This is a genomic window from Streptomonospora mangrovi (assembly GCF_027604915.1).
GTDB lineage: Bacteria > Actinomycetota > Actinomycetes > Streptosporangiales > Streptosporangiaceae > Streptomonospora > Streptomonospora mangrovi.
The window spans coordinates 40970-67008 of sequence record NZ_JAJAQC010000013.1; the positions used below are offsets into that span (position 1 = coordinate 40970).

Consider the following 26039-nt stretch of genomic DNA (forward strand, 5'->3'; position numbering starts at 1 on the left):
TGGCACTATGTCGAGGTGGCCCCCGATCGTCCCCTCCCCAGTGCCGACGCCGTGCTGGCGTGCGCGGCCGACGCGATCGTGGCCGTGGACACCGACCTGCGGGTGGTGCTGTGGAACCCGGCGGCCGAGCGGCTGTTCGGCTGGAGCGCCGCCGAGGTCGTGGGCGCCCCGCTGCCGGTGGTCCCCGAGGAGCTGACCGCCGAGCACCACGCCGTGCTGGAGCGGGTGCGCGCCGGCGGGCCGCTGACCATCGTCAGCCGGCGGCTGCGCCGCGACGGCAGCGTGGTCGACGTCCGGGTCGCCACAAGCTGCCTGTTCGACGGCGCCGGCGCGCTCACCGGGTGGGCCACCGTCTACCACCCCTACGAGGACCTCGGCACGGTGCAGAGCCACATGACCGAGCGGGCGCGGCTGGTGCGCCGGCTCACCGACGTGGTCGCCGACATCAACGCCGACCTCGACCTGGACGCCGTGCTCGACCGGATCGCCCACAGCCTCACCGAGCTGACCGGCGCCGACGCCGGCGGGTTCGCGCTCATCGAGGACGACCAGTTGCGGCTGGTCAGCCTCACCCAGCTTTCGGACCACCTGCGCGGCTACCGCGCGCCGCTGGAATCCAGCCTGTTCGGGGAGCTGCTGCGCAGCGGCAAGACCGTGCTGCTGGCCACCGACGACACCCGCAGCCTCGACGACCTCATCTGGGCCGACCTGGAGGGGCTGCACACCATCGCGCTGGGCGTCTCCAACGTCCAGGGCCGGCCCTACGGCGCGCTCTACGCCCTCTACAGCCGGCGCAAGGTGGGCCACATCGAGCTGGAGCTGCTGGAACTCCTGGCGGCCCACGCGGGGGTGGCCCTGGGCAACGCCATGGCCTACCGCGAAATCGTGCGGCAGCGGGCCCACGAGCACGCGGTGGTCGACTCCAGCGCCGACGGGATCGCGGTGCTGGGCGCCGGCGGCCTGGTGCGCAAGTGGAACCGCTCGGCCGCCGAGCTGACCGGCTACGCCGCCGCCGACGCGGTCGGGCGCCACCCGCCCTTCCCCCTGCCCGCCGCCCAGGGTGAGAACATCCGCCACCGCCTCGACAACGGCCGGTGGCTGGAGATCCTGATCACCGACATCCCCGAGACCGGGGAGCGGGTGGTGGACTTCCGCGACATCAGCCAGGCCAAGGCGCTGGAGGAGGAGAAGGACCTCTTCCTGGCCACGGCCGGGCACGAGCTGCGCACGCCCATCACGGTCGTGCAGGGGTTCGCCAGCACGCTGGTGCGGCGCTGGGACCAGTTGGACGACGGCGCGCGGCGGGCCGCCGTGGACACCATCGCCGACCGCTCGGCCATCCTCGCCCGGCTGGTCGAGAACCTGCTGCTGGGCGCCGACGCCCGCGAGGGCGACCGGCGCGGCGACGGCCCCTTCGACCTCGAGCGCCTGCTGCGCGACACCGCCACCGCGTTCCGGCCGTTCTCCGCGCGCCACACCCTGCTGCTGGAGCTGCCCGAGCGGCTGCCGCCGGCGCTGGGCGACCCCACGGCCACCGACGTGATCGTGGGCCAGTTGCTGGAGAACGCGTTCAAGTACTCGCCCGAGGGCGGGCGGGTGGTGCTGAGCGCGGCGGTCGAGGAGGACCGCGTGGCGGTGTCGGTCGAGGACGAGGGCGTGGGGATCGAGCCCGGTGACGAGGAGCGGATCTTCGGCCGGTTCGTGCAGGGCGAGGCCGGCGACCGCCGCAGGTTCGGCGGGATCGGGCTGGGGCTCTACATCGCCCGGCGGCTGGCCCGCGCCCAGGGCGGCGAGGTGACCGCGCACCGGCGCGCGGTCGGCGGCACCCGGATGAGATTCACATTACAGTCGGCGCCCGCCGACGAAGCCGACAAGCCGGACAAATAGCGGTTAAAGGGCTGTGGGCGCCGCTCACGCCTCCCGCAGCGCGCCCCCGATGGACGCCGCACCTGACATCAGCGGCGATGATGTGTTTCCGGGGGTGGGGAACGGGGCATTTCGGCCCTGGCAGGGTCGCATACCAGGACTTTGCCGCGAACCGACCAGACCAATACCGGCATCAACCGGGTCGGGACGTGGGCGGCAGGCTCGTGCTCCCGCTTTGCGAACGGACGCGCCGACGAACGGGAGAGGGACGTGTCGAGGAACGTACTGCTGCCGCACGCTCCGTCGAGCGTGACCAGCGCACGTCGGCGCATGTGCTCCGACCTGCGCGCCTCGGGCATCGAGACCGCCAAGATCGACGACGCCGCCATCGTCCTCAGCGAACTGCTGAGCAACGCCCTGCGCCACGCCGCGCCGCTGCCCGACCCCTTCCCGCCGGGGTGCGTGCAGGTCTGCTGGGAGGTCGGCGGCACGAACGCCGCGGCCGCCTGGCTGGAGGTCTCCGTCCGCGACGGCGGGGCCGAGACCCTGCCCCGGCTGGCCCGCCCCTCGCTGTCGGCCCTGGGCGGGCGCGGGCTGGGCATCGTGGAGCACCTCGCCGCCAAGTGGGGCACCGAGGTCGACGACACCGTCACCACTGTCTGGGCCGTCCTGGAGGTCGAGGGCGCCGCCCGCGCGGAGCGGGCCGCGCCGGCCGCCGCCGCGCCGGGCCTGCGCGCCGCCCCGGCCGCCGGCCCCGCGCGCGACCGCGCGTGGAGCGCGCGCAGCCACGCCACCTGGGCGTGAGGCCGCGCCCGGGGATCGGGCGCGCCGCCGCGCACCCCGCGCGATCCGCGCGATCCGTGCTTTTCGGGTAGGCCGCGGGTAGCTCGCGAACAGCCCGGATTCTTGGCCGCAGACCGTGACCGATGGAGCGAAACGCCGTCGGCGATGTGGCCACCACTCCTGGTGGGCGCTACAGTCTCGACTGTGGAGTTGAAGATCTCAAGTCAGTCTCAGGGCGATTGCGCAGTGGTCACCGTGCGCGGCGAGATTGACCTCTATACGGCACCGCAACTACAAAGCGGGCTGCTGAACGCGCTGGAGGACGGCGCCCGGCGGCTGGTCGTCGACATGTCGGGCGTGGAGTTCTGCGACTCCACCGGTATGAGCGTGCTGCTGTCGGCGCTGAAGCGCGCCCGCGAGCACAAGGGCACCCTGGAACTCGTCGCCCCCAAGCCGGCGGTGCGCAAGATCCTCGAGGTCACCGGCCTCGCCTCGGTCTTCACCATCCAGGACTCCCTCGACGCCCTCCCCCTGGCGGCCGGTTCCGGTTCCACCGCATAGGCGGCTTTCGATGACCGATTACCCGGGTCCCGGCGGGGTCGCGGTCATCATCCCCGCCAAGGACGAGTCCAGGCGCATCGGCGCCACCGTGCGCGCGGCCGGGCGCCTGCCCGGAGTGGACCTCGTGGTGGTCGTGGACGACGGCTCCCGCGACCGCACCGCCGCCGTCGCGGCGGCGGCCGGGGCCCGCGTCCTGCGCCACTCCCGCAACCGCGGCAAGGGCGCGGCCATGGACACCGGCGCCGAGGGCGTGCGCCTCATCGAGCAGTGCGCCTCCGGCGCCGCCCGCCCCCCGCGCCACCTCCTGTTCCTCGACGCCGACCTCGGCGACACCGCCGCCGAAGCCGCGCCCCTCGTCGACCCCGTGCGCGCCGGCGACGCCGACATGACCATCGCGCTGTTCCCCGCCACGCGCATGCGGCTGGGCGGCCACGGGTTCGTCGTGCGGCTGGCCCGCGAGGGCATCCGCCGCGCCACCGGCTGGGAGCCCGAGCAGCCGCTGAACGGCCAGCGCTGCCTGACGCGGGCGGCGTTCGAGGCCGCCCGCCCGCTCGCCGCCGGGTTCGGGGTGGAGACCGGCCTGACCATCGACGTGCTGCGCCGGGGGCTGCGGGTGGTGGAGGTGGAGGTGCCGCTGGCGCACCGGCCCACCGGCACCGACCTGCGCGCACAGGCCCACCGCGCGCGGCAGTTCGCCGACGTGGGGCGGGCGCTGGCCGAGCGCGAACTGGGGCCGGCCCTGGAGCGCGGCGCCCGCCGGGTGTCGGAGGGGGCGCGCGCCGCGGCGGTGGCCGCCTCGCGAAACTTCGCCCGGCATGGCGCCGGTTTCCCGAAACGCGGAGAGTATCGTTCCCGTGACGCATCGTAGCCGTTAGGCTCGCGGTGTGGTTACTACCTTGACTACGTCTCTGGTCGTTGTCGGCGTGCTGGCCGGACTGGGCGGTCTGGCGGTCGGCACCTTCGCGTACCTGACCGCGCGCTCCTCGATCGAGGACTGCCGCGCCATGATCGAGCGCCTGCTGCCCGACGGCAGCGGGGTCGACTCCCGCGCGCTGCGCGACGTCGCCGTGGTGCGCTACGACGCCCTTGAGGAGATGTCGGGCGCCCGCTCGTTCTCCCTCGCCCTGCTCAACGCGGTGGGCGACGGCGTCGTGGTGACCTCGATCAACGGGCGCACCGAGTCCCGCACCTACGCCAAGGCCGTCGAGAAGGGCCGCGCCCTGGAGGCGCTGTCGCCCGAGGAGTACCGCGCCATGCGCGCGGCCCGCCTGGGCCAGGCGCCCAGCGAGGTCGCCGGCGAGGACGCCCCGGCGGCGGCCACCGCGCCGCGGAAGGTGCCGGGGGCGCGCGTCCCCCAGCCCGCGCCGGCCGAACCCGCCGGACCCGCGGCCGGCCCCGCGGCGCCGCCGGCGCCCGATGCCCCGCCCGAACCCGCTGCTGACCAGCCGGCGGTGCGCACCCTGGGCGCCGCCCCGGGCAAGGCGCCGCTGCGCGGGGCGCAGGGGGCCGCCAACTAGCGGGCGGGCGCGCACCGCCGAGCACCGCCGAGCACCGCGCGCCCGCGCGGGCGGCCCCGCCGCCGGCCCGGTGGTCCTCGGGCGGGCCACCCGGCGCCGGCCCTCGGAGCGCGCCGCGCCCGGCGCGCCACCCGGCGCCGGCGACCCGGTGCGGCCCGGGTCGTCCCATGTCACGGCCGCACCACCGCTCCCGGGTATAACCTGGCGGATATGCGCTATGCCTATCTCGGCCCCGAGGGCACGTTCACCGAGGCCGCCCTGCGCGCGCTCATGCCCGACGCGCCCGAGGCCGACCTCGTGGCCTACCCCGGGGTCGACTCCGTGTTCGCGGCCATCCGCCGCGGCGAGGTCTCCGGCGGTGTCGTGCCGCTGGAGAACTCCCTGGAGGGCGGCGTCAGCGCCACCATGGCCGAGCTGATCAACGGCGACCCGCTGCTGATCGCCGCCGAGACCGCGATCCCGGTGCGGTTCACCCTCTTCGCCCGCGAGGGCACCTCCCTGGCCGACGTCAAGCGGGTGGCCACCCACCCCCACGCCCACGCCCAGTGCCGGGGCTGGCTGGCGCGCCACCTGCCCGACGCCGAGGTCTGCACCGTCTCCTCCACCGCCGCCGCCGCCCAGGCGGTGGCCGAACCCGGCGCGCCCTACGACGCCGCCGTCTGCGCGCGGGTGGCCGGCGAGCGCTACCGGCTGCACGCCCTCGCCGAGGACATCGGCGACCGCTCCGACACCGCCACCCGGTTCATCCAGCTCGTGCGCCCCCGGCCGCTGCCCGAGCCCACCGGCGCCGACCGCACATCGCTCGTGGCGTTCCTGGCCGACGACCACCCCGGCGCGCTGATCGAGCTGCTCCAGCAGTTCGCCGTGCGCGGGGTCAACCTCACCCGCCTGGAGTCCCGCCCCACCGGCGACGGCCTGGGCCGCTACTGCTTCTGCCTCGACGCCGACGGCCACGTCGCCGACCCCGCCGTGGGCGAGGCGCTGATGGGCCTGCGCCGCATCTGCAAGGAGGTCCGCTTCCTCGGCAGCTACCCGCGGGCCGACCTCGGCACCGAGCTGAGCCCGTTCCTGCCCGCGCGCGGCACCACCAGCGCCGACTTCTACGAGGCCGAGCGCTGGCTGGCCCGCGTCCGCGCGGGCGAACCCGGCTGAGCCCGGGCCGCTACCCCGGCGCCGCGCCGCCGGCCGCCCGGCCCCGCTCCAAGGCGTTGGCCAGTTCGCGGCGCAGCGCCCGCTCCAGCGCCACGTCGTCGGGGCACACGTAGACCACCTGCTCCAGCGCGGCCAGGATCTCGGCCGCCGTCATGGCGCCGAGCGCCTTCATCGGCCAGGGCAGCGCCGCGGCGGCCGGCGCCGCCGCGCGGGCGGCGGTGCGCACGGCGTGCCCAGCGGCCGCGGGGGTCACGGTGGGCACAGTGCGTACGGGGGGCACAGTGTTCGCAGTGGTCACGCTCTCCCACTCCCTGCCTTCGTCGTGAGGGCGCCGGGCGCCGCGGACCGCGCCCGCCGCGGCGCCCGCCGGTGGTGACACGGCGCCGCGGCCCGGTCATGACGCGAAACCGCGGAGGTTTTTCCGCGCCGGGTGCGCGGCGCGACGGCTGGGGAAAGCGGATGTCGGTGCGCGCGAACCCCGGTAGCCTGCAACCGTGATCGACCTTCGTGCTCTCCGAGACTCACCCGACCGCCTGCGTGCCTCGCAGCGCGTCCGCGGCGAAGACGACGCCGTCGTGGACCGCCTGCTCGACCTCGACTCCCGGCACCGCGCCGCCCTCACCCGCTTCGAGGGCCTGCGCGCCGAGCAGAAGAGCGTCGGCAAGTCGGTGTCCGCCGCCGCACCCGAGGAGCGCGAGTCCCTGCTGTCCCGCGCCAAGGAGCTGGCCGCCGAGGTCAAGCGGGCCGAGGCCGAGGCCGGCGAGCTGTCGGCCGACCTCGACCGCCTGCTGCGCGAGGTCCCCAACATCGTCGAGGACGACACCCCGGTCGGCGGGGTGGACGACTTCGTCGTGGTCGAGGAGGTCGGCACCCCCCGCGAGTTCGACTTCACCCCGCGCGACCACCTGGAACTCGGCGAACTCCTCGGCGCCATCGACACCGACCGCGGCGCCAAGGTCTCGGGCGCGCGGTTCTACTTCCTCACCGGGGTCGGCGCCCAGCTCGAACTCGGCCTGCTCAACATGGCCATGCAGCAGGCCGCGGCCAACGGCTTCACCCCGATGATCCCGCCGGTGCTGGTCAAGCCCGAGACCATGGAGGGCACCGGGTTCCTCGGCGCCCACGCCGACGAGGTCTACCGCCTGGAGGCCGACGACCTCTACCTGGTGGGCACCTCCGAGGTCCCCCTGGCCGGCTACCACGCCGGCGAGATCCTGGCCGCCGAATCCCTGCCCACCCGCTACATCGGGTGGTCGCCGTGCTTCCGCCGCGAGGCCGGGTCCTACGGCAAGGACACCCGGGGCATCATCCGCGTGCACCAGTTCAACAAGGTCGAGATGTTCGTCTACGCCCATCCCGACCACGCCCACGAGGAGCACCTGCGGCTGCTCGCCTGGGAGCGCGAGATGCTCGACAAGCTCGAACTCCCCTACCGGGTGGTCGACATCGCCGGCGGCGACCTCGGCGCCAGCGCCGCGCGCAAGTACGACTGCGAGGCGTGGGTGCCCACCCAGGGCCGCTACCGCGAGCTGACCTCCACCTCCAACTGCACCGACTTCCAGGCGCGCCGGCTCAACATCCGCTTCCGCGACGACTCCGGCAAGCCCCGCCACGCCGCCACGCTCAACGGCACGCTGGCCACCACCCGGTGGATCGTCGCCCTGCTGGAGAACCACCAGCGCGCCGACGGCTCGGTCGTGCTGCCCGAGGCGCTGCGCCCCTTCGTCGGCCGCGACGTCCTCGAACCCGTCAAGAAGTAGGCCCGGCCGCGTGCGGGCCGCGCGGCGGGGGGGGGGGGGGGGGCCCCCCCCCCCCCCCCCCCCCCACGCAGGGGGCCCCCCCCCCCCGCCCCCCCGTCAAGAAGTAGGCCCGGCCGCGTGCGGGCCGCGCGGCGCGGCGGGGCGTGCGCCCCGCCGCGCCCGGCTCCCTACAGGTAGGGGCCCGACCCGCCGCGGCCCTCCTGCTCCTGGGCGGCCACCATGCCGGCCGGCAGCGCCTTGCGCATGTTCTCCAGTTGAGCGCGGGCGGCCATCTGCTGGGCGAACAGGGTGGTCTGGATCCCGTGGAACAGCCCCTCCAGCCAGCCCACCAACTGCGCCTGGGCGATCCGCAGCTCGGCGTCGCTGGGGGTGCCGTCCTCGGTGAACGGCAGGGTCAGCCGCTCCAGCTCCTCCACCAGCTCCGGCGCCAGGCCGTCCTCCAGTTCCTTGATGGAGTTGGTGTGGATCTCGCGCAGCCGCACCCGGCTGGCCTCGTCCAGCGGCGCGGCCTTCACCTCGTCCAGGAGCTGGCGGATCATGCTGCCGATCCGCATGACCTTGGCCGGCTGCTCGACCATCTCGTTGAGCGGCCGCTGGCCCGGCCCGTCCTCGCCCTGGGAGTCGTCGGCGCCCGGGGCGCCGCCCGCGCCCACGACGAGCACCTGCGGCTGCTGTTCCTCGTTGAAGTCGTTCATGAGTCCTCACCTTGCGGCGTGATGTTCGGGGGACCGTCCCCGCGGGCGGGGGCGCACCGGAGGTCCCGGCGGTCCGGCGGTCAGCGGGTCAGCACGATCTTGCCGACGTGCGCGCTGGACTCCATGATGCGGTGCGCCTCTGCGGCGCGCGGCAGCGGCAGCGTCTGATCCACGATAGGCCGGATCGTGCCCGCCGCGACCAGCGGCCACACGTGCTCGACCACGCCCGCCGCGATCTCCGCCTTCTCCGCGGCCGGGCGCGAGCGCAGCGTGGTGGCGTGCACCGACAGGCGCTTGACCAGCATCCGGCCGAGGTCGAGTTCGGCCGAGCGCCCGCCCATCAGCCCGATGACGGTGAGCCGGCCGTTGACGGCCAGGGAGCGCACGTTCTGCTCCAGGTAGGAGCCGCCCATGATGTCGAGGATGACGTCGGCGCCGGCGCCGCCCGTCTCCTCCTTCACCCGCGCGGCGAAGTCCTCCTCGCGGTAGTTGATCCCGACGTCGGCGCCGAGTTCGCGGCAGCGCGCGAGCTTGTCGGCGCTGCCGGCGGTGGTGATGACGCGGGCGCCGCGCGCGTGGGCGAGCTGGATCGCGAAGGTGCCGATCCCGCTGCCGCCGCCGTGGACCAGCAGGGTCTCGCCCTCGCGCAGGTTGCCGATCATGAACACGTTGGACCACACCGTGCACGCGACCTCGGGCAGCGCCGCCGCCGACACCAGGTCCACGCCCTCGGGCACGGGCAGCAGTTGGCCCACCGGCACGGCGACGCGCTCGGCGTAGCCGCCGCCGGCGAGCAGCGCGCAGACGGGGTCGCCCACCGACCAGCCGGAGCCGGCGGTGTCGGGCCCCAGTTCGGCGATGTGTCCCGAGCACTCCAGCCCCGGGTACTCCGGCGCTCCGGGCGGCGGCGGGTAGTTGCCTTGGCGCTGGTTGACGTCGGCCCTGTTGACGGCGGTCGCGGTGACCTCGACGACGGCCTCGCCGGGGCCGGGCACCGGGTCGGGGACCTCGGACCAGGTGAGGACGTCGGGGGCGCCGGGTTCGCTGATGACGATCGCGTGCATGCCTGCACGCTACCCACCCCGCCCCCGCCCCGACCGTGCCGCCCGGGGCGGGCCGGCGCCGGGCACGCGGCGCTCTCCGGCGGTGAGCCGGTTTTGGCGCCGGTTCATATCTTTGTTGACGGAGGGGAGAATAATCGTGAGTCCGGGTCTGGTCTGCCGGTTCCCCCAGGGAGCAGATCAGGCGGCAGCGATCGGACATCGATCGGACATCGCGCACCTGAGCAAGCGTCTCTTGAGGAGAACCGCGTTGGCACACCGAGAGCACGACGGTTCGGAGCATGCCGGCACGCGTGCGTGGGACAGGGGGCACGACCAGGGCGCCGAGCGCGACCCTCGGCACGTCGCGGAGCCGGATCCCTCTCCGGCCGACCAGTGGTTCGGCGAAGCCGCCCTCCCCCCGCCGCCGCCCTACGCCATCGACGAAGGCGCCGTCCCCCCGCCGCCCTACGCCGTCGAGGGCGCGGGAGCGTTCGACGGCCCGCAGGCTCCGCGGCCGCACGACCCCCACGGCCGGCAGCAGCCCCCGCCGCCCGCGCCCGAGCCCTACGGCTGCGGGCCCTCGGCCGAGCAGCAGGGGACGCCGCCCGGCTACGACCCCCGCACCGGCTACCCCCCGGCCCCGGTGCCCGAGCAGCCCGGGTACGGCCCTCCGGCCGACCCGCCGCCCGCCGAACCCCCCGCCCCCCACGGGCGCGAGGGCTTCGGCTGGCACCAGCCGCCGGCCGCGCACCCCGGCGACCCCCGGCCGCCCGAGCCGCCGGCCCCGCCGCGCCCGATCGCCCCCGAGCGGCAGGCGCCGCCCGTGGCGTTCAACGGCCGCCCCATGCGGCCCGCCTCGCCCGGCCCGGTGCCGGGCACGCCCACCACCGGCCGCCCCTTCACGCCCGCCGCCGGCGCCCCGCCCGAGGCGCCGCAGCACCCGCAGGCCGGCAGCGACCCGGTCGCCGTCCCGCTCCCGCCGCCGCCGGCCGCCGAGCCGCCCTCGGTCGCCGAGCCGGAGCCGCCCGCGCCGGCGCTGGGCGGCGAGTCCGTCCACGGCACCGGCGCGCCGCACGAGGACCCCCGCCCGCCGGCGGACGGCGCCGACGACTCCACCCTGCTGCTCGGCGACGCGGAGGCGGACCGCCCGGCCGCCGACCCCGGCCCGCCCGCCGAGGGGGCGTGGCAGCCGCCCGCCGCCGAATGGGCGACTCCGGCGCCCGAGGACTCCGCCCGCGCGGGCGTGGACCCCGCCCCGGCCGCCGAACCCGCCGACCGCGGCCGGCCCGCCGAACCCGCCGAACCCGCCGATCCGGGCGCGGCCGAGTACACGGTGCCGTGGACCCCGCCCGAGGAGAGCGGCCGGCCCGCCGACACCGCAGCCGACGCGCCGGCCGCCGAGAGCGCGCCCGCGCCCTCCGCCGGCGAGGCCGCCCCGCCGCCCCCCGCCACGGCGTGGGAGCCGCCGGGCGGAGGCGCCGAGCCCTTCAGCGCGCCCGAGCCGCCCGCCGCGCCCAGCGGCCCCCGGCTCAACGGCCTGCACCACACCTCCGGCCCCGGCCGCCCCGGCCCGCTATCGGGGTGGGAGCCGCCCGAGCGGCTCCCGGAGCACGCCGACGCGGCCGGCCCCTCCGGCGACGACGGCCCGGCGTGGACCTCCGCCGAACCCGTCGGCCCCCCGCCCGAGGACGACCCGCCCGCCGCCGGCCCGGCCCCGGCCGTGGGCGACGGCCCCGGCCGACCGCCGCGCGTGCGCTCCACCGAGCCGCCCGCCGCCGAGGCCGCCCCCGCCCGGCCGCCCGAGGAGGTCCCCGAACCCGAGCAACTGCCGCCGCTGCCGCCGAGTGCCGCCCGGCCCGGCGCGGCCGCGCCGCCTCCGCCCGACCCCGGCCCGCCGGCCTGGGCTCCGCCTCCGACCGCGCACACCGGTCCGCAGGCCGCCCCGCCCGCACCCGGCCCCGCGTCCGACGGCGGCACCCCGCCGCCGCCCGAGGCGTGGTCGCCCGACTCCGGGTACGCCGTGCCCGAGCCGCCCGACCCGCGCGGGAGCGCACCGGTGCCGCCCCCGCCGTCGGAGTGGGGCGCCGACCCCGCCGCGCGGCGCCCGGCCACCGGGCCGCAGACCGGCGGCGCGCCGGCCTACGGCCCGCCCACCGGCGCCAACCCCGCCTACGACCCCTACCGGGGTCCGGGCGCGGGCGCCCCGGCCTACGGGCCTCCGGCGGGCCGGCCGCACACCGGTCCCGCCGCGCGCCCCGCCACCGGCCCCCACCCCGCCCCCCAGCAGCCGTTCCAGTACCACGCCCACCTGGCCGGCGACGCCGCGCACGGCGCCGAGCCCGGGCAGGCCGGGCGGCCCGAGACCGCTGACGACCTGCGGGCCGAGACCCTGGTCGGCGACCGGCGGCGCGGGCCCAGTTCGGGCTGGCGCAAGATGCTGCACACGGCGACGTTCGGCCTGGTCGACGTGGGGGAGTCGGCGGCAGAGCAGCGCCGCGCCGAGCTGACCGCGCGCGCCCGCACCCACGTGGCCGGCGGCCACCACCGCGTGGCCGTGCTCAGCCTCAAGGGCGGGGTCGGCAAGACCACCACGACCGTGGGCCTGGGCTCCACGCTGGCCTCGCTGCGCGGCGACCGCGTGCTGGCCGTGGACGCCAACCCCGACCGGGGAACCCTGTCGGACAAGGTCCGGCTGGAGACCGCGGCCACCATCCGCGACCTGCTCAACGAGAAGGACTCCATCACCCGCTACGCCGACATCCGGGGGTTCACCTCCCAGGCGGTCAGCCGGCTGGAGATCCTCGCCTCCGACCGCGACCCGGCGGTCTCCGAGGCGTTCAGCGAGCAGGACTACCGCGAGGTCTCCTGGCTGCTGGAGCACTACTACTCCATCTGCCTCACCGACTGCGGCACCGGGCTGCTGCACTCGGCCATGCGCGGGGTGCTGGGCCTGGCCGACCAGGTGGTGCTGGTCAGCTCCGCCTCGGTCGACGGCGCGCGCAGCGCCAGCGCCACCCTGGACTGGCTGGAGGCCCACCAGTACGGCTCGCTGGTGCGCGGCGCGGTGGTGGTGCTGTCGATGGTGCGCACCGGAAAGAGCGCGGTCGACCTCGACCGGCTGGAGCAGCACTTCGCCAGCCGCTGCCGCGCGGTGGTGCGGGTGCCCTGGGACGCCCACCTGGAGGAGGGCGCCGAGATCGACCTGGACCGGCTGGCCCCGGCCACCCGCGACGCCTACCTCCAGTTGGCGGCGACGGTGGGCGAGGCGTTCGCCTGGCCGCGCTGACGCGGCGCCCAACCCGCCCGCCGGCCCCGCGGCCGGCGGGCGGCCGCGCGCCGGGGACGCCGGCGCGGCGGGGGTGGGGGGAAGTGCGGAGGGTGTGGGATTCGAACCCACGAGACCCCGTTAGGGATCTTGTGCTTTTCAAGAGCACTGCACTCGGCCGCTATGCGAACCCTCCCGTGCGGCCGCCCGCGCGGTAGGGGCGGGCGGCGCAACCGGGGCACAGCATAGCGCAGCGCCCCGCGCCGCCCCGGCCGCGCGGCGGGCCGGCAGCAGGTGGGCCGGGGCGTGGGCGGCGGCCGGGCCGCCCGGGGCGCGCGGTGCAAACGATGCCGCACTTTGCGTGCCCGTCCGACTGCGGTAACGGATACGCGCAGGCCACGGCGGTGCCGCTCGTACCCGGCGGGCCGGGAGCGTTGCCAGTGGATTCGGCGGTGCATACCATCGTCGGCATGGCGCCTGCTGAGCATCCGCGGATGAGCGACGTCGCCGAACGCGCCGGTGTCTCCCTGTCCACCGTGTCGCGGGCGCTGCGCGGCGCGCCCGGGGTGGCGCCGGCGGTGCGCGAGAACGTCCTGCGCGCGGCCGCCGAACTCTCCTACGTGGTCTCGCGCGGCGCCTCCAGCCTGGTCACCGGCCGCACCGGGCGGGTGGCGGTGCTGGTGCCCTTCCTCCAGCCGTGGTTCTTCGGGGTGGCGCTGGCCGGCATGAACACCCGGCTGCGCGCGGCCGAGCTGGACATGCTCGTCTACCAGGTCGGCGACGTCGAGGAGCTGGACGGCTATGTGCGCTCGCTGCCGCTGCGCAGCAACGTCGACTGCGTGGTGGCGGTGTCGCTCGACCTCGACGAGGGCGAGATCAAGCAGTTGGACGAACTCGGCCTGCCCGTGGTCTTTTGCAGCCAGCGCGTCGAGGGCCGCCCCAGCGTCTTCATCGACAACACCGAGGCCGCCTACGGCGCCACCCGCCACCTGCTCAATCTGGGCCACACCCGCGTCGCCTACATCCACACCCGCGACCAGACCGGATTCTCCTGGAGCTCCCAGGAGCGGCGCCGGGGCTATGAGCGGGCCATGGCCGAGGCCGGCGCCGAGCCGTTCGTGGTCAGCGAGCGGCCCGGCCACGACGGCGGCGCGCTGGCCATGGGCCGGCTGCTGTCGGTGTCGCACCCGCCCACCGCCGTGTTCGCCGAGTCCGACGACGTCGCCATGGGCGCGCTGCGGGTGCTGCGGCGCTCGCGGCTGGGGATCCCTGAGGCCATCTCGGTGATCGGCTTCGACGGCAGCGACTTCGCCGAGCTGCTGGACCTCACCACGGTGGCCCAGCCGGTGTTCGAGATGGGCGTGCGCGCCGCCGAGCTGGCCGCCGACATCGTCGCGGCGGGCCGGCCCAGCACCGCCCAGGTCGAGCTGCCCACCACGCTCCTGGTCCGCCAGTCGACCGCCGCGCCGCGCCGCTCCCGCAACCTCACGGTCCGCGCCGCGCCGCAGTCCTGAGGTGCGCCGCCGGCCCTCAGGCGTCCCGCCGGCCGATGAGGGTCTGGTCCAAAAAGCACCAGGCCCAGTCCTCGTCGGGCTCGGCCGAGGCCGCGAGCGGGTGCTCGACGGCGCGGGCGTGCGCCGAGGCGTGCCGGTTGGGCGAGGAGTCGCAGCAGCCGACGTGCCCGCAGGTCAGGCACAGCCGCAGGTGCACCCAGTCGCGCTCGCCCGCCCGCAGGCAGTCCACGCACCCGGCCGCCGCCGGCAGCACCGGCCGGATCTGCGCCAGGTGCGGGCAGGCGGAGTCGGGGTCGGCCGGGAAGTCCACGACCGCGTGCGGGTCGGGGTGGTCGCCGGGCGCCGCGACGTCGCGGCCCAGGTGGCGCAGCACGCTGTCGGTGAGCGCGCCGCCCACCGTGCGGGCGGTGTCGACCACCCGGTGCACCCCGGCCGGCGCCAGGCCGGCGGGGTCGGCGGTGTCCACCGGCCGCGCCAGGATCGGGGTGGCGGGGGCGAGCTGGCGAACGACGGCGGCGATCTGCGCGGTCTCCTCGGCGGTGTTCTCGGCGATGACCACGGCGCCGGCCGCGTGCAGCCCGGCCTCCTCCAGCACGTTCTGCCGGAGCGGGTCGCCGCGCACCACGGCCAGCCCGGCGGCCTCGGCGGAGGCGGCGAGGTCGGGGCTGAGCGTGGTGACCGTGACCGGGATGCCGCGCCCGCGCAGGCCCGCCGCGAGTTCGGCGGCCACCGGGCCGTAGCCCGACAGCAGCACCGGCGCGGCCGAGCCGGTCGACGGGCCGGTGCCGCTCTGAGGCCGGGGGGAGGCGGCGGCCGGGCGGGCGCGGCGGGCGCCGATCGCGCGGCCCAGGCGGTCGCCCAGGGCGGACAGGGCGGGGGTGGCGGTCATCAGCAGCACGGTCACGGCGATGAGGACCTGCTCGCCGTCGGCGCCCAGCCCGGCCGGCTCCAGGCCGACGGCGGCGCCGGAGCGCTGGAGCACGAACGAGAACTCGCCGATCTGGGCGAGCAGCAGGCCGCCGGCCACGGCGGTGGAGGCGCCCACGCCCAGGGCCGTCAGCGCCAGTGCCCCGGTGACGGCCTTGACCACCACCACGGCCACCGCCAGCAGCAGCACCAGCCACCACAGGTCCAGCAGTGTCCGCAGGTCCAGCAGCATGCCGATGGAGACGAAGAACGTGGCGCTGAAGAGGATCTGGAGCGGCAGCACCTCGCCCAGCGCGTGCGCGCTGTGCCTCGACTCGCTGACCACCAGCCCGGCGAGGAACGCGCCGAGGGCCACGCTCACCCCGGCCAGCGAGGTGAGGTAGGCGGTGCCCATGCCGATGGCCACCACCGTGAGCAGGAAGACCTCGGGCGAGCACGCGCGCGCCACGCGTTCCAGCAGCGGCGGCATCACCTTGCGCGCCACCACCAGCACCACCACGAGCACCAGAGCGGCGGTGCCCAGGGCGCGCGCGATCTCCAGCGGCCCCTCGCCCCGGCCGCCCAGCAGGGGCACGAGCAGGACCATCAGCACCACGGCGAGGTCCTGGAAGACCAGCGCGGCCACGCTGCCCTGGCCCAGCGTGGAGGTGGTGCGGCCGGCGGCGGCCAGCACCTTCAGCACGATGGCGGTCGAGGACAGGGCCACCAGGAACCCGGTGAAGACGCCGGTGCGCCAGTCGGCGCCGAAGGCCATGACCAGGCCCGCCGTGACGGCGACGGCCAGCACCACCTGGAGGCCGCCGCCCACGAGCACGAAGCGCTGGATGGCGGCCAGCCGCTCCAGCGAGAACTCGATGCCGATCGTGAAAAGGAGGAGGATCACCCCGATCTCGGCGGCGGCCTCGACGGTCTCGGTGGTGGCGACCAGGCCGAGCTGGTGCGGGCCGATCACCACCCCGGCCAGCAGGAAGCCGACGATCGGGACGATGCGGAGCTGGATGCTGAGGTAGCCGATCAGCGCGGCGGCGCACAGCAGCAGCACCACGGGCGGCAGGAAGGCCGGGGTCTCCTCGGCGGCCAGCAGCATGGGGGCGTCCCTTCTCGCGCGCCCCGCCACGGCCGGGGCGCGGTAAGGATATGCGGCGCCGGTGGGCGCGGCGAGGACCTACGCCGTGGGCGGAACACCCGGTGGCGCCCGTTGTTACCCGCGAGTAGGATCTGCGGGTATGACGACCATGGACGCCGAGACGGCGGAGTTCGTGAAATCAGGGTTCCTCGCGGCGGTGCCCTTCGCCCGCACCCTGGGTGTGGAGTTCGTGGAACTCGACCACGGGCGCGCCGTGCTGCGCCTGCCCGACAACGCCGACCACCACAACCACGTGGGCGGCCCGCACGCCGGCGCCATGTTCACCCTCGCCGAGTCGGCGTCGGGCGCCATCGTGATCGGCACCTTCGGCGACCTGCTCGGCCGCGCGGTGCCGCTGGCCGTCAGCGCCGAGATCCGCTACCGCAAGCTCGCCATGGGCGACGTCGTGGCCGAGGCGCGCCTGGTCCGCCCCCGCGCCGAGGTGGTGGCCGAACTCGACGCCGGCGGGCGCCCGGAGTTCGGCGTGGACGTCGAACTGCGCACCCCTGACGGCACCCCCACCGGCGCCATGACGGTGGTGTGGACCCTCAAGCCGAGCGCGGGCTGAGCCGGGAGGGCCGGTCCGGGCGCTGACCGCATCGGGTTCATCGGGGCGGGTTGACCGGGGCGGGCCGGACCGGCGGCCGTCCTGGCCCGGCGGGTTGATCCCGGGTGTTGGCCACCGGTCGTCCTGAGCCGGGCGGGTGGATCGGGACGGGCCGGCCCGGCGGTCGCCCGGTGCCGGGCGGACCGAGCCGGATGGGCCGCCCCGCGCGGGCTGAGCCGCCGGCGGAGCGGCCGCCGCGCGTGGCGGCGGGGCCGCCGCGGGTCCTCGGCCGCCCGTGGACGGCCCGCGCACCTCCTGTGGCAGACCCCTCCAAGGCCGCCGGAAAATGTCGTACCTCCTGGGTAGCGTGTGGAATGTCGGCAATCCCGCCGGCTGACCACACACCTCAATCGCACTCGGGGGCAGCCATGTCCACCACCGCCCAACCGGCATCCGGCGTGCGGGTGCGCGCCGTCCTCCGCGCCCGCGCCGCGCTGCGGGCGTCGGCCGCCCGGCGGGCCGCCGCTCCGGGCGCCGCCGATCCCGCCCCCGCGTCCGCCGCCGGTGCGGCGGCCCGCGCGGGCACCTGCCCGAAGGCGGGGCGGCCGTGATCTTCGGGGCCGACCGCGACTCCTTCGCCGAGGCCGTGGCCTGGACCGCGCGGGCGCTGCCCGCGCGGCCGGCCATGCCGGTGCTGGCCGGCATGCGGCTGGAGATCGCCGAAGGCTCCTCCACCCTGCGGCTGTCCAGCTTCGACTACGAGGTCTCGGCGCGGGCCGAACTCGACGTCGACGTCGAGACCTCCGGCGCCGTGCTGGTGTCGGGCCGGCTGCTGGCCGAGATCGCCCGCAACCTCCCCGCCGCGCCGCTGCGCCTGCGGGCCGACGGCGCCCGCGTGCTCGTCACCTGCGGCAGCGCCAAGTTCACCCTGCTCACCCTGCCGCTTGAGGACTACCCCACCCTTCCCGACATGCCGCGCACCACGGGCTCGCTGAGCGCGGAGTCCTTCGCCGCCGCCGTGCGCCAGGTCAGCCCGGCAGCCAGCCGCGACGACACCCTGCCCATGCTCACCGGCATCAACATCGCCTTCCGCGGCGACACCCTCACCCTGGCGGCCACCGACCGCTACCGCATCGCGGTGCGCGAGCTGTGGTGGAAGCCCGAGGTCCCCGACCTCGACACCGCCGCGCTGGTGCCCGCGCGCACCCTCCACGACATCGCCCGCTCGCTGGCGCCCGGGTCCAACGTCGACATCGCCCTGTCGTCAGCCGCCCCGGGCGGGGGCGCGGCCGCCGCCGCGCACGGCGAGGGCATGATCGGCTTCGACAACAGCGGGCGGCGCACCACCACCCGGCTCATCGACAGCGACTTCATCCCGTACCAGAACCGCTTCCCCGCCGAATCCGCGGCGCGCGCCACGGTCCCCACCGCCCCGCTGATCGAGGCCGTCAAGCGCGTCGCCCTGGTGGCCGACCGCAACACCCCGCTGCGCCTGTCGTTCACCGAGCGCGAGGTCGTGCTGGAGGCGGGCTCGGGCGACGACGCCCAGGCCGCCGAGGCTCTGGAGGTCCAGTTCAGCGGCGATCCGATGCGGGTGGCGTTCACCCCGGAGTACTTCCTCGACGGCCTGGGCGCCGTGCAGACGGAGTCCGCCCGCATCGACTTCACCCAGCCCACCAAACCGGTCGTGGTCTCCGACGTCCCCGCCGGCGACTCCGCCACCTCGGAGTTCCGCTACCTGGTCATGCCCCTGCGCGTGCCGTAGGAGCACCGGAGGAGCGCTGCCCGCGCGGGTGCGGTGTGCGGGGGCCGGCGAGCGCCCGCGGTTTCCCGCAGTTCCGGCAGGCGGGGGCCGGCCGCCGGCTAGTCCGGGCACCCCTCCATGTTCTCGATCTCGTGGTTGATGTCCAAGGGGGTGAACTCGTAGTGCTGGGTGCGGTAGCGCAGCAGCCGGTGCGACATCGGCACCATCCAGCCCTGGAGCAGGGGGTGGCGCCGCGATAGCAGCAGCGAGGCGCGGCGCTCCTCGGCGCCGTCGAGCAGGCGCACGCGGCCGCGTACGGCCGTGCCCCGGGGCTGACCGCGGAACGTGCAGGGCCGCAGGTCGGCGTCGGCGTTGCGGCTCAACCGCTTGGCCTTGCCCGACTCCTGCCAGGTGCGGAAGATGACCCGGTCGTCGGCCACCACGATGCTGACGGGCGTGCTCTGCCCGCTGATTCCGTCGCTGCGGTAGGTCAGCAGCAGAGCCGTCTTGTACCCGCGGAACGGCTGGAGGAGGGTGGCTGAGTTCATGGCGGTTGCCCCCTGAAGCGGTGCGGCGGTGCGTGCCCTCCCCACTCTCCCTCATGAGAGTGGTCTGCGTCACCCTCTGCGGCCGGATCGCGCCGCGACCGGGTGCAGCCGTGGTGGAGGAAAGCGGCGCGGATGCGAGTGGGGCCGAGGCGTGCGCGCCCCGGCTTTTCGGCTGCGGGTTTCACTCCGGAAGTGCGCGGCGGATACGGCTCTTCCCACCCTCCGCTCCCGCCTTCAGGCAGGTATAGCCGGGGTATGGCGCTGGTATGGGACGCCTCAAGTGAGCAGCCCAGGCGTCCGGAAGTGAACGGCCGGGGGCGGGCGGGAATCCACGGGTGAAGCGGGGAGTGGAGAAAAGAAGTCAGCGAATCGGGGTTTATCCACAGGCGTTTTTGACCGCTCCAACAAACGAGTGGCTTTCCCGCGCGTTGCCCACAGGGTTATCCACAACATGTAGATAATGGCGGAGCCGTGTGCACAGCCTGGCCGCCCTCCGCCGCCCCGCGCTTACTCGCTTTCGGTCAGAGCCGAGCCGCCGCCCTGCCCGACCGAAGTCTCCATGCCCAGTTGGGCGCGGCGTCCCCGCTGGTAGCCCGCCCGATATCCGGCGCGGTGGTGGGTGCGCTCTGGCCGGGTCGGCTTGAGCTGGGGGAAGCGGCGCTGGAAGTCCTCGCGGACCCGGTCGACGTCGGTGCGCAGCACGACCTCGGCACCCACCGACCCGGCCGCGCCTTCAGCCCCGCCGCCCGAGGAACCGCCGGCGCCGCCCGCGGCGGAGTTCTCGCGCAGCCGCGCGCGGAACTCCCGGATGCGCTCGGCCACCGCGTAGCCGTAGGCGCGCACGAACGACCGGTAGAACCGGCTGCGCTCGGTGGCCAGCGCCGAGCGGTCGTAGTTGCGCAGCTCGCGCAGGTTGGCGATGTGCTCGCGCGCGGTGAACCGCGCCGACGCCTCCATCTGCATGCTGATGGAGGGCAGCAGCACCCGCAGCGCGTCCAGCGCCGTGACGGTGCCCACGATGATGAGGGTGCGCTCGGTGTTGGCCGAGGTGTTGCCGCGCACCGCCGACTGGCACCCGTAGGCGGCGGCGATCCCGGCCAGCGCCTTGACGCGGGCCTTGCCGTGGCCGCCGACCCCCGAGACGGGGAAGTCCAGGCGCGAGACCGACTCCGCGGCCTCGCCGCGCTCGGCCCGGGCCTCGGCCTCGGCGATGGCGTGCCGGGTCATCAGCTCGGCGGCCTTGGCGGTGAACGCCTGGCTCTCGGCATCGGTGACCGCGGGGTCCTCCGCCATTCGGAGGAGCCCGCGGACACGCTCGATCATCTTCTGACGAGCACTGGTCATAGAGCGGTTGGTCGTTCCCCGTTGTGTGAGCTTGCCGTCGTGCGGGCCGGAAGGGGGCTTCCGGCCCAGACCCCGTGCAACAACGGGGTCAGGCGGCCTTGTTCCCCGCGACCATACCGATGATGCCCAGGACCACCCAGATCACCGCGGCGGAGGCCACGCCGGCGAACACCGCGCCGAAGAACCCCATGCTGAACAGGGAGGCCAGGGTGATGCCGACACCCGCGAGCACGGCCGGGCCGCCCGCGAAGCGCCAGGGGTACTGCCCGGCCCAGCGGCGGGCCCGGCGGTCGCCCTTGCCACCCAGCAGCGCCACGCCGCCGCCGACCAGGGCGAACCAGAAGATGGCGGTACCGATGGGGCCGGCGATGGTGACCGCCGGCAGCGCGAGAAGGAAGGACAGCGCACCGGCGACCGCACCCGCCCCCGTGGCGATGCCGGTGGGCCACATCAGTGTCGCCGCGTGCACGGGCATAAGCGAGTTTCCGCGCTCCAGCGTCATGTCTGCTCCTTTGAGTCCGGCTGGTCCGAGCCGGGCCGTCCAGCCTGTCTCCGCCAAGGATGCCCGCCCGGTGGCGGACCTACATCAGGGCACATCCCTGACTTACCCCTGACGGAGGGTTCCGGCACCTGCCCCGGCCCCCGGCCGCCGCGCGAGCGGGAGAGGTCAGGGGCCTGCCCCGCGCGCGGCGGAACGGTCCCACCCCGCCCAACGAGCGGCCGGAGCGGGAAGTGCCCGGCCGGGCGCGCCCCCGCCGATCCCGGCCACCCGGTTCACCGGTGCCCGGAGTGGTCGGGCCGGGGCACCGCGGCCGCCGCGGACTCCAGCCATTCGGGGCCGACCACCGCCGTGCGCTCGGCGCCGGCGAAGGCGCCGGGGCGGTCGGTGACGGCCACGGTGAACGCGCCGGGCGCCCCCGCCGCACCCGGGGCGCCCGGCGCGCCCGCCGCGGCGGCTGCCACTTCCACACCGGGCACGGGCGGCGGTGCCGTGCCGGCGCCGTCCGTCACCAGCACGGTCCGCGGATACCACAGGTGCAGCCCGGCGGGCGCCAGCCCGGCCGGCAGCGCGCCCGCCGCGACCCCGGCCGCGCCGAGGGCCGCCAGGTCGTCGCGCAGCCGCAGCAGCGCCGCCCCGCCGTCGGGGTCGGGGCCGCCCGCCGCGCCCCCGGCGGCGTCCCCGCCCGTGCGCGCCAGCACCGCCGCGGCGTCGACCACCAGCGCCAGGCGGTGGGCCAGCGCCTCGCGCAGCAGCGGCCAGGTGCTGCCGAAGGCGGGCAGCAGCCGCAGGCCGTCGATGTCGGCGACGTCCACCCAGCGCAGGTCGTCGCTCTCCCAGTTGGCCGGCTCCAGGTCGGCGGCCGCGGCCGTGCGCGCCAGCACGGTGTCGTAGCGCCACACCGTGTGCTCCTGGCGGTGGAGGCCGATCAACTCGATGTCGCCGACGTCGCCGGCGACCTCCTCGCCGAACTCGCGCAGCGCCGCCGAGACGGAGTCCTCGTCGCTGTTCATGGCGCCGCCGGGAACCCCCCAGGTGCCGCCCTGGTGGCTCCACACCGCGCGGTGCTGCATCAGCACCCGGCCGCCGCCCGCGCCGCCGGAGTCCGCGCACAGCAGCAGTCCCGCGCTGCCGTAACGGCCCCAGCGGCGCGAGCCGTCGGGCAGGTGGACCCAGCCGTCGCCGTCGCCCGAATCCGCGCTCATCCCACCTCCAGGTCGGCCGCGGCGCCCTGCGCCGCGGCGGTCGGCGCCGTGCGCCGCTCGCCGTGTCGTCGTGCCGGCATGCCTCATGCCGCCGTGCCGTCGTGCTGGCACCAGTGTCCAGCCTCGCCCCCCGGCGGGGGAGGCCGTTGCGCCCGTCCCACCCTGCACACCGCGGCCGACTCCGGCCAGTGCCCAAGCCCCCCGGATCGGGGCGGACCGCTAAAATTCCACCGCGATGACCTTCCGGACGGCGCCCCCGGCCCCCGCCCCCGCACCCTCGGCGGCGGTGTCGGTCGTGAGACTGCCCCTCTACACCCTCGACCTCGCGAGGCGGTACTGGGCGCCTTTGCTGTGCGTGTACCTGGCCGGGTCGTTCATCCACGACATGATCATGCGCAGCCTGGTCTTCGTGGCCGACTTCGACCAGAACATCGCGCTGATCGGCGTCGCGCTGGCCACCCTGGTCGAGCTGACGATGTTCATCGTGATGTTCCACATGCTGCGGCCGGCCCTGCCCACGGTCGACACCGAACTGGTGTCCTCGCGCACGGGCACCGTCGGCGAGCGCGAGCGGCGCTGGGTCGACGCGGTGGCCATGGCGATCCTGCCGTTCCTGATCTTCTACAACGCCTGGGGCGTCTTCGAGGACGAGTTCCGCCAGTACACGACCACCCTGTTCAACGAGCGGGGCTTTGGGATGTGGACCGACACCGCGTTCCTCAACGCGCTCGGCCTGCCGCTGGCGATCGCCCTCACCGCCTACCTGCTGCGGGTCATCTGCGACCGCTACTACACCAAGACGGACAACAAGGCGCTCGGGCTGCTGTCGGTGGTCTTCGAGGCCAACTGGATGTTCTTCGCCTGCTTCTCCACGGCGCACATCTTCTCCTCCATCCAGGAGTGGGCGGCCGACCGCCGGGTCTGGGTGGAGTCCACCGGCGCCCTGCTGGACGCCGTGCGCACCCTGGGCGAGGCCACCGGCGTGCCGCTGGAGGCCGGCTACCTCGCGCTGCTCCAGGGCATCGGCGCCGCCGTCGGGGTGTTCTGGGAGGGCGTCACCCAGCCGCTGGTGTGGCTGACCATCGCGGCGGTGATCTTCGGTGCCGAGATCGACCGGCACGAGGCCCTGTTCCGCAAGGGCACCCGGGCCGCCAAGGTCGAGGAGCTGCTGACCGGCGACCGGCGCGGGATCGTGCACCAGATCAGCAGGTTCGCCCGGCAGGACACCGCCGAGCGCTACATGCCCTTCCTCAACGCCTTCCGGTTCATCCTGCGCGCCAGCCCGGTGTTCTTCCTGGGGTTCTGCCTCAACTACGTGCTGATCGAGCTGGGCTGCGACTGGCTCCAGCGTGGCGTTTTCGTCCTGCTGGGCCCGCACGACTTCCTGGGCTGGTGGTGGCCGCTGCTGGAGCCCGTCAGCCTCGCGGTGGACGCCGTCCGCCACGTGCTGCGGGTGTGCCTGCTGGCGGTGACCTTCGAGATCACCCTGCGCAGCGTCACCACGGCCAGCACGGGCAAGCGGGCGCGGCTACCCGGCCGGGCCGGCTGAGGCGCGCGGCGGTGCGGGCGGCCCCCGGCCGCCGCTCGTCCGCTACCGCTCGAACCGCAGGGACCGCGGGGCGGGGTCGGCCTCGGGGTCGGTGGTGACGTCCGTGGCGACCTCGAAGGCCAGGTGCTCCACCGCGTCCTCGGGCACCACGAACGTGGCCGCGATCCGGGCCTCCTCGCCGGGCTTCAGCGGCTTGCCCTCCTCGTTGAAGCAGCCGTAGTCGGGCGCGATCGCGTCGGCCACGCTGGGGCGCATGTCGTAGCCGCTCGCGGTGCCCCACCAGCGCTCGCCGTCGCCCTCGACCGCGCGCAGCGCGCAGGTGCCCAGCAGCTTGGCGGCGCGGCCCTCGCCCGGCACGACGGTGAAGAACGCGTCGACCACCACCGCGCCCTCGGGCGGCGGCGCGGCGTCCTCGACCTCGCCCACCACCACCTCGTCCAGCGACCAGGTGTTGCCGAGCAGCTCGGCCTCGTCCTGGCCCTCGGGCACGGGCTCGGCCACGGGGTGGATCGAGCCCTCCTCCAGGCCCGAGCGCAGCTCCAGCCACCACGGCACGCCGAACGCCAGCGGGGCCACCACCGCGAGCGCGGCGATGGAGGGCAGTTGGGCGCGGCGCCACCACGGCCTGGCGCGGCGCGGCGCCGCCGACCGGGGTTCGGGCGCGGGCACCGGGGGTGTGGTGCCCGGCGGGGGGCCGGGCGGCGGACTGGGCTGGGCCGGGGGCGGGCCGAACGAGGGCGCGCCGGGCGGGGGCGGCGGCCCGAACCGGTGGGCTGAGGGGCGCGGGCCGGTGGGGGGCGCCGCGGGCGGCGGGCCCGGGCGGGGCCCCTGGGGCGGCCCCGGCGGCGGCATCCGGTAGGGGTGGGGCGCGCCCGGTGGCGGCCCGGGCGGTGGTCCCTGCGGAGGACCGTAGGGCGGTCGGTGGCCGGGCGGCGGGCTGGGGGGCGGCCCGTATCCGGGGCCGGGCGGGGGTCCCGGGGGCTGCTGTCGGCGCCCGCGCGGGTCGTCAGGGTGCATGTCAGCGGCTTTCTACGGGATCACGGGATCTGCGCGGCCGCCGGGATGGAGATCGACTCCTCCGGCGACGCGGTCAGCTCGGCGATCTCGTCCTTGTCGAGTCCGAGGTCGATGTCGGCGCGGGCGCTGAGGCGGGCGTCGAGGGACTCCCGCGCGCTCACCTGGAGCACGGGGTCGACCAGGCGGTCCTTGGGCACCTCGAACACGAACGCGCCGCCCACGGCGATTCCGGGGCTGAGCGTGGGGCCGCTGCCCGTGCCCAGGCCGTTGAACAGCCAGGAGGTCACCGAGTAGGTGTAGCCGTCGCCCATGACCAGTTGCGCCTCGACGGTGCCCAGCGGCGCCTCCTGCGCGGTGAGCCGGGCGGGCACGACCACCCACACGCCGTGCGGCTTGAGGGGGGTGCCGCTGCCGAACCCGCCGTCGTCCTGGACGGCGGCGGCCACGCGCGGCTCGCTGGCGGTGACTGTGAACTGCTCGGCGTCGACCTCGGTGCCGACCTCGCCGGCGAACGGGATGGGCTCGGTGTCGTCGGTCTCGCCGGGCAGCAGGGACTGCGCCACGAAGATCAGCGCCAGCAGGACCAGGCAGGTGGCGACGGTGAGCGCGCGGCGCGGCAGCGGGGACGCCATGGCGGCCTAGCCCTCCTCCGAGACGGGCAGCGTGATCTTGGCCGCGACGTCGTCCTCGGCGAACCAGCGCTCGGACTGGTCGGTGAACCCGGGCTGGTAGACGTTCTGGTGGATGGTGAGGGTGATCTCGCGCTCCTCGGCCACGGCGGGGCCGAGGTCCGGGGGGTCCTCCAGGATGGCGTCCCAGTCGATCTCGGCCTGCTCGCGCTCGCACTCCAGCCGGGCCAGGGGGTCGTCGCAGTCCTTGTCCTTCTCGTCGGGCTTGCCCAGCGACCACACCAGCAGCGCCTCCTCGGGCATGTCCGGCTGGATCTGGCTCACCAGGCCCTCGGGGTGGCGGGTGTACTTCACGGTGAGCATGGTGGCCTCCAGCTTGCCCGAGGGGAACTCCACCTCGATGGACTGGTCGATGCTGTCGGCGTAGTAGGGCTTGGTGTCGTTGGAGACGAGGTCGGCGCGGACCTGGAGCACGGTCAGGCCGGTGTCGGGGTCCTCGGTGAAGACGGCCTCGTGGGGGGTGAGGGTGAACTGCCGGGTCTCGACCCGGGTGCCCGGCTGCGCGGCGGGGGCGGCGTCGGCGGGCTCGAATCCGCCGGCGGCCCAGATCGCCACCGCCGAGACGATGAGCAGCACACTGGCCCCCAGGGCGATGAGGGCACGCGCCAGCCGGCCCTCGGGGAGGAAGCCGCCACCTGGGCCTTGCGCGTGGGGAGCGTGGTGTGCCACGGGGAGGAAGTGTAGGGCC

23 protein-coding genes and 1 tRNA gene are annotated in these 26039 nt (G+C 75.6%); 12 read left to right on the forward strand and 12 right to left on the reverse strand.

The features are described from left to right. Positions 1-15: 15 nt before the first annotated feature. The 6 genes from LG943_RS09810 to pheA all read left to right on the forward strand — a co-directional run bounded on the left by LG943_RS09810 (position 16) and on the right by pheA (position 5879). Complete coding sequence (locus LG943_RS09810) at positions 16-1887, forward strand: PAS domain-containing sensor histidine kinase (protein ID WP_270071913.1); 1872 nt, start codon at positions 16-18, stop codon at positions 1885-1887. A 249-nt stretch (positions 1888-2136) separates the two neighbouring features. Then, on the forward strand, positions 2137-2670 hold the full coding sequence (locus LG943_RS09815) for an ATP-binding protein (RefSeq protein ID WP_270071914.1): 534 nt from the start codon (positions 2137-2139) through the stop codon (positions 2668-2670). 183 nt (positions 2671-2853) lie between these two features. Continuing rightward, a complete protein-coding gene (locus LG943_RS09820) occupies positions 2854-3210 on the forward strand; it encodes an STAS domain-containing protein (protein ID WP_270071915.1) in 357 nt (118 codons plus the stop codon). A 10-nt stretch (positions 3211-3220) separates the two neighbouring features. Then, positions 3221-4078 carry a glycosyltransferase gene (locus LG943_RS09825; RefSeq protein ID WP_270071916.1) on the forward strand — a complete coding sequence of 286 codons (858 nt, stop codon included), beginning with the start codon at positions 3221-3223 and terminating at the stop codon, positions 4076-4078. Positions 4079-4106: 28 nt separating this feature from the next. Next, the gene (locus LG943_RS09830; RefSeq protein WP_270071917.1) at positions 4107-4727 is read left to right on the forward strand and encodes a DUF4446 family protein; all 621 of its coding nucleotides are present in this window, start codon (positions 4107-4109) and stop codon (positions 4725-4727) included. A 210-nt stretch (positions 4728-4937) separates the two neighbouring features. Continuing rightward, entirely contained in the window at positions 4938-5879 is a 942-nt protein-coding gene (gene pheA, locus LG943_RS09835) for a prephenate dehydratase (protein ID WP_270071918.1), read from the forward strand. Positions 5880-5889: 10 nt separating this feature from the next. Here pheA and LG943_RS09840 read toward each other — a convergent pair whose 3' ends face one another. After that, the gene (locus LG943_RS09840; RefSeq protein WP_270071919.1) at positions 5890-6132 is read right to left on the reverse strand and encodes a hypothetical protein; all 243 of its coding nucleotides are present in this window, start codon (positions 6130-6132) and stop codon (positions 5890-5892) included. 241 nt (positions 6133-6373) lie between these two features. Here LG943_RS09840 and serS point away from each other — a divergent pair, with 241 nt between their 5' ends. Further along, positions 6374-7639, forward strand: coding sequence for a serine--tRNA ligase (serS, locus tag LG943_RS09845; RefSeq protein ID WP_270071920.1), 1266 nt, complete (start codon positions 6374-6376; stop codon positions 7637-7639). A gap of 167 nt (positions 7640-7806) precedes the next feature. Here serS and LG943_RS09850 read toward each other — a convergent pair whose 3' ends face one another. Further along, the gene (locus LG943_RS09850; RefSeq protein WP_270071921.1) at positions 7807-8334 is read right to left on the reverse strand and encodes a bacterial proteasome activator family protein; all 528 of its coding nucleotides are present in this window, start codon (positions 8332-8334) and stop codon (positions 7807-7809) included. A gap of 80 nt (positions 8335-8414) precedes the next feature. After that, complete coding sequence (locus LG943_RS09855) at positions 8415-9398, reverse strand: NAD(P)H-quinone oxidoreductase (protein WP_270071922.1); 984 nt, start codon at positions 9396-9398, stop codon at positions 8415-8417. Positions 9399-9645: 247 nt separating this feature from the next. On the opposite strand from LG943_RS09855, the gene LG943_RS09860 reads away from it, so the two are divergent. Continuing rightward, positions 9646-12663, forward strand: coding sequence for a nucleotide-binding protein (locus LG943_RS09860; RefSeq protein WP_270071923.1), 3018 nt, complete (start codon positions 9646-9648; stop codon positions 12661-12663). A gap of 86 nt (positions 12664-12749) precedes the next feature. Here LG943_RS09860 and LG943_RS09865 read toward each other — a convergent pair. Continuing rightward, positions 12750-12838, reverse strand: a tRNA-Ser gene (locus LG943_RS09865). A gap of 274 nt (positions 12839-13112) precedes the next feature. On the opposite strand from LG943_RS09865, the gene LG943_RS09870 reads away from it, so the two are divergent. Next, on the forward strand, positions 13113-14156 hold the full coding sequence (locus tag LG943_RS09870; RefSeq protein WP_270071924.1) for a LacI family DNA-binding transcriptional regulator: 1044 nt from the start codon (positions 13113-13115) through the stop codon (positions 14154-14156). Positions 14157-14172: 16 nt separating this feature from the next. Here LG943_RS09870 and LG943_RS09875 read toward each other — a convergent pair whose 3' ends face one another. Then, positions 14173-16170 (reverse strand): cation:proton antiporter domain-containing protein, encoded by a 1998-nt coding sequence (locus tag LG943_RS09875; RefSeq protein WP_270071925.1) that lies wholly within the window; start codon positions 16168-16170, stop codon positions 14173-14175. Positions 16171-16309: 139 nt separating this feature from the next. On the opposite strand from LG943_RS09875, the gene LG943_RS09880 reads away from it, so the two are divergent. Beyond that, entirely contained in the window at positions 16310-16777 is a 468-nt protein-coding gene (locus tag LG943_RS09880; RefSeq protein ID WP_270071926.1) for a DUF4442 domain-containing protein, read from the forward strand. Positions 16778-17363: 586 nt separating this feature from the next. Then, a complete protein-coding gene (gene dnaN, locus LG943_RS09885; RefSeq protein WP_270071927.1) occupies positions 17364-18521 on the forward strand; it encodes a DNA polymerase III subunit beta in 1158 nt (385 codons plus the stop codon). A gap of 98 nt (positions 18522-18619) precedes the next feature. Here the strand turns inward: dnaN and LG943_RS09890 are convergent, their stop codons facing one another. From LG943_RS09890 to LG943_RS09905, 4 genes are all read right to left on the reverse strand, one after another. Then, positions 18620-19048 (reverse strand): PPOX class F420-dependent oxidoreductase, encoded by a 429-nt coding sequence (locus tag LG943_RS09890; protein WP_270071928.1) that lies wholly within the window; start codon positions 19046-19048, stop codon positions 18620-18622. Positions 19049-19555: 507 nt separating this feature from the next. Next, the gene (locus LG943_RS09895; RefSeq protein ID WP_270071952.1) at positions 19556-20371 is read right to left on the reverse strand and encodes a DUF2786 domain-containing protein; all 816 of its coding nucleotides are present in this window, start codon (positions 20369-20371) and stop codon (positions 19556-19558) included. Positions 20372-20480: 109 nt separating this feature from the next. Continuing rightward, positions 20481-20894: a hypothetical protein gene (locus LG943_RS09900; protein WP_270071929.1), complete on the reverse strand. Its 414-nt coding sequence runs from the start codon at positions 20892-20894 to the stop codon at positions 20481-20483. Positions 20895-21166: 272 nt separating this feature from the next. Further along, entirely contained in the window at positions 21167-22096 is a 930-nt protein-coding gene (locus LG943_RS09905) for an NUDIX domain-containing protein (protein WP_270071930.1), read from the reverse strand. A 235-nt stretch (positions 22097-22331) separates the two neighbouring features. On the opposite strand from LG943_RS09905, the gene LG943_RS09910 reads away from it, so the two are divergent. Next, positions 22332-23645, forward strand: coding sequence for a hypothetical protein (locus tag LG943_RS09910; RefSeq protein WP_270071931.1), 1314 nt, complete (start codon positions 22332-22334; stop codon positions 23643-23645). A 42-nt stretch (positions 23646-23687) separates the two neighbouring features. On the opposite strand, the gene LG943_RS09915 is transcribed toward LG943_RS09910, so the two are convergent. From LG943_RS09915 to LG943_RS09925, 3 genes are all read right to left on the reverse strand, one after another. Further along, positions 23688-24314 (reverse strand): hypothetical protein, encoded by a 627-nt coding sequence (locus tag LG943_RS09915; RefSeq protein ID WP_270071932.1) that lies wholly within the window; start codon positions 24312-24314, stop codon positions 23688-23690. 368 nt (positions 24315-24682) lie between these two features. Then, positions 24683-25294, reverse strand: a complete 612-nt coding sequence (locus LG943_RS09920) for a DUF4352 domain-containing protein (RefSeq protein ID WP_270071933.1) — start codon at positions 25292-25294, stop codon at positions 24683-24685. Between the two features lie 6 nt (positions 25295-25300). Then, the gene (locus LG943_RS09925; RefSeq protein ID WP_270071934.1) at positions 25301-26020 is read right to left on the reverse strand and encodes a hypothetical protein; all 720 of its coding nucleotides are present in this window, start codon (positions 26018-26020) and stop codon (positions 25301-25303) included. Positions 26021-26039: the final 19 nt, after the last annotated feature.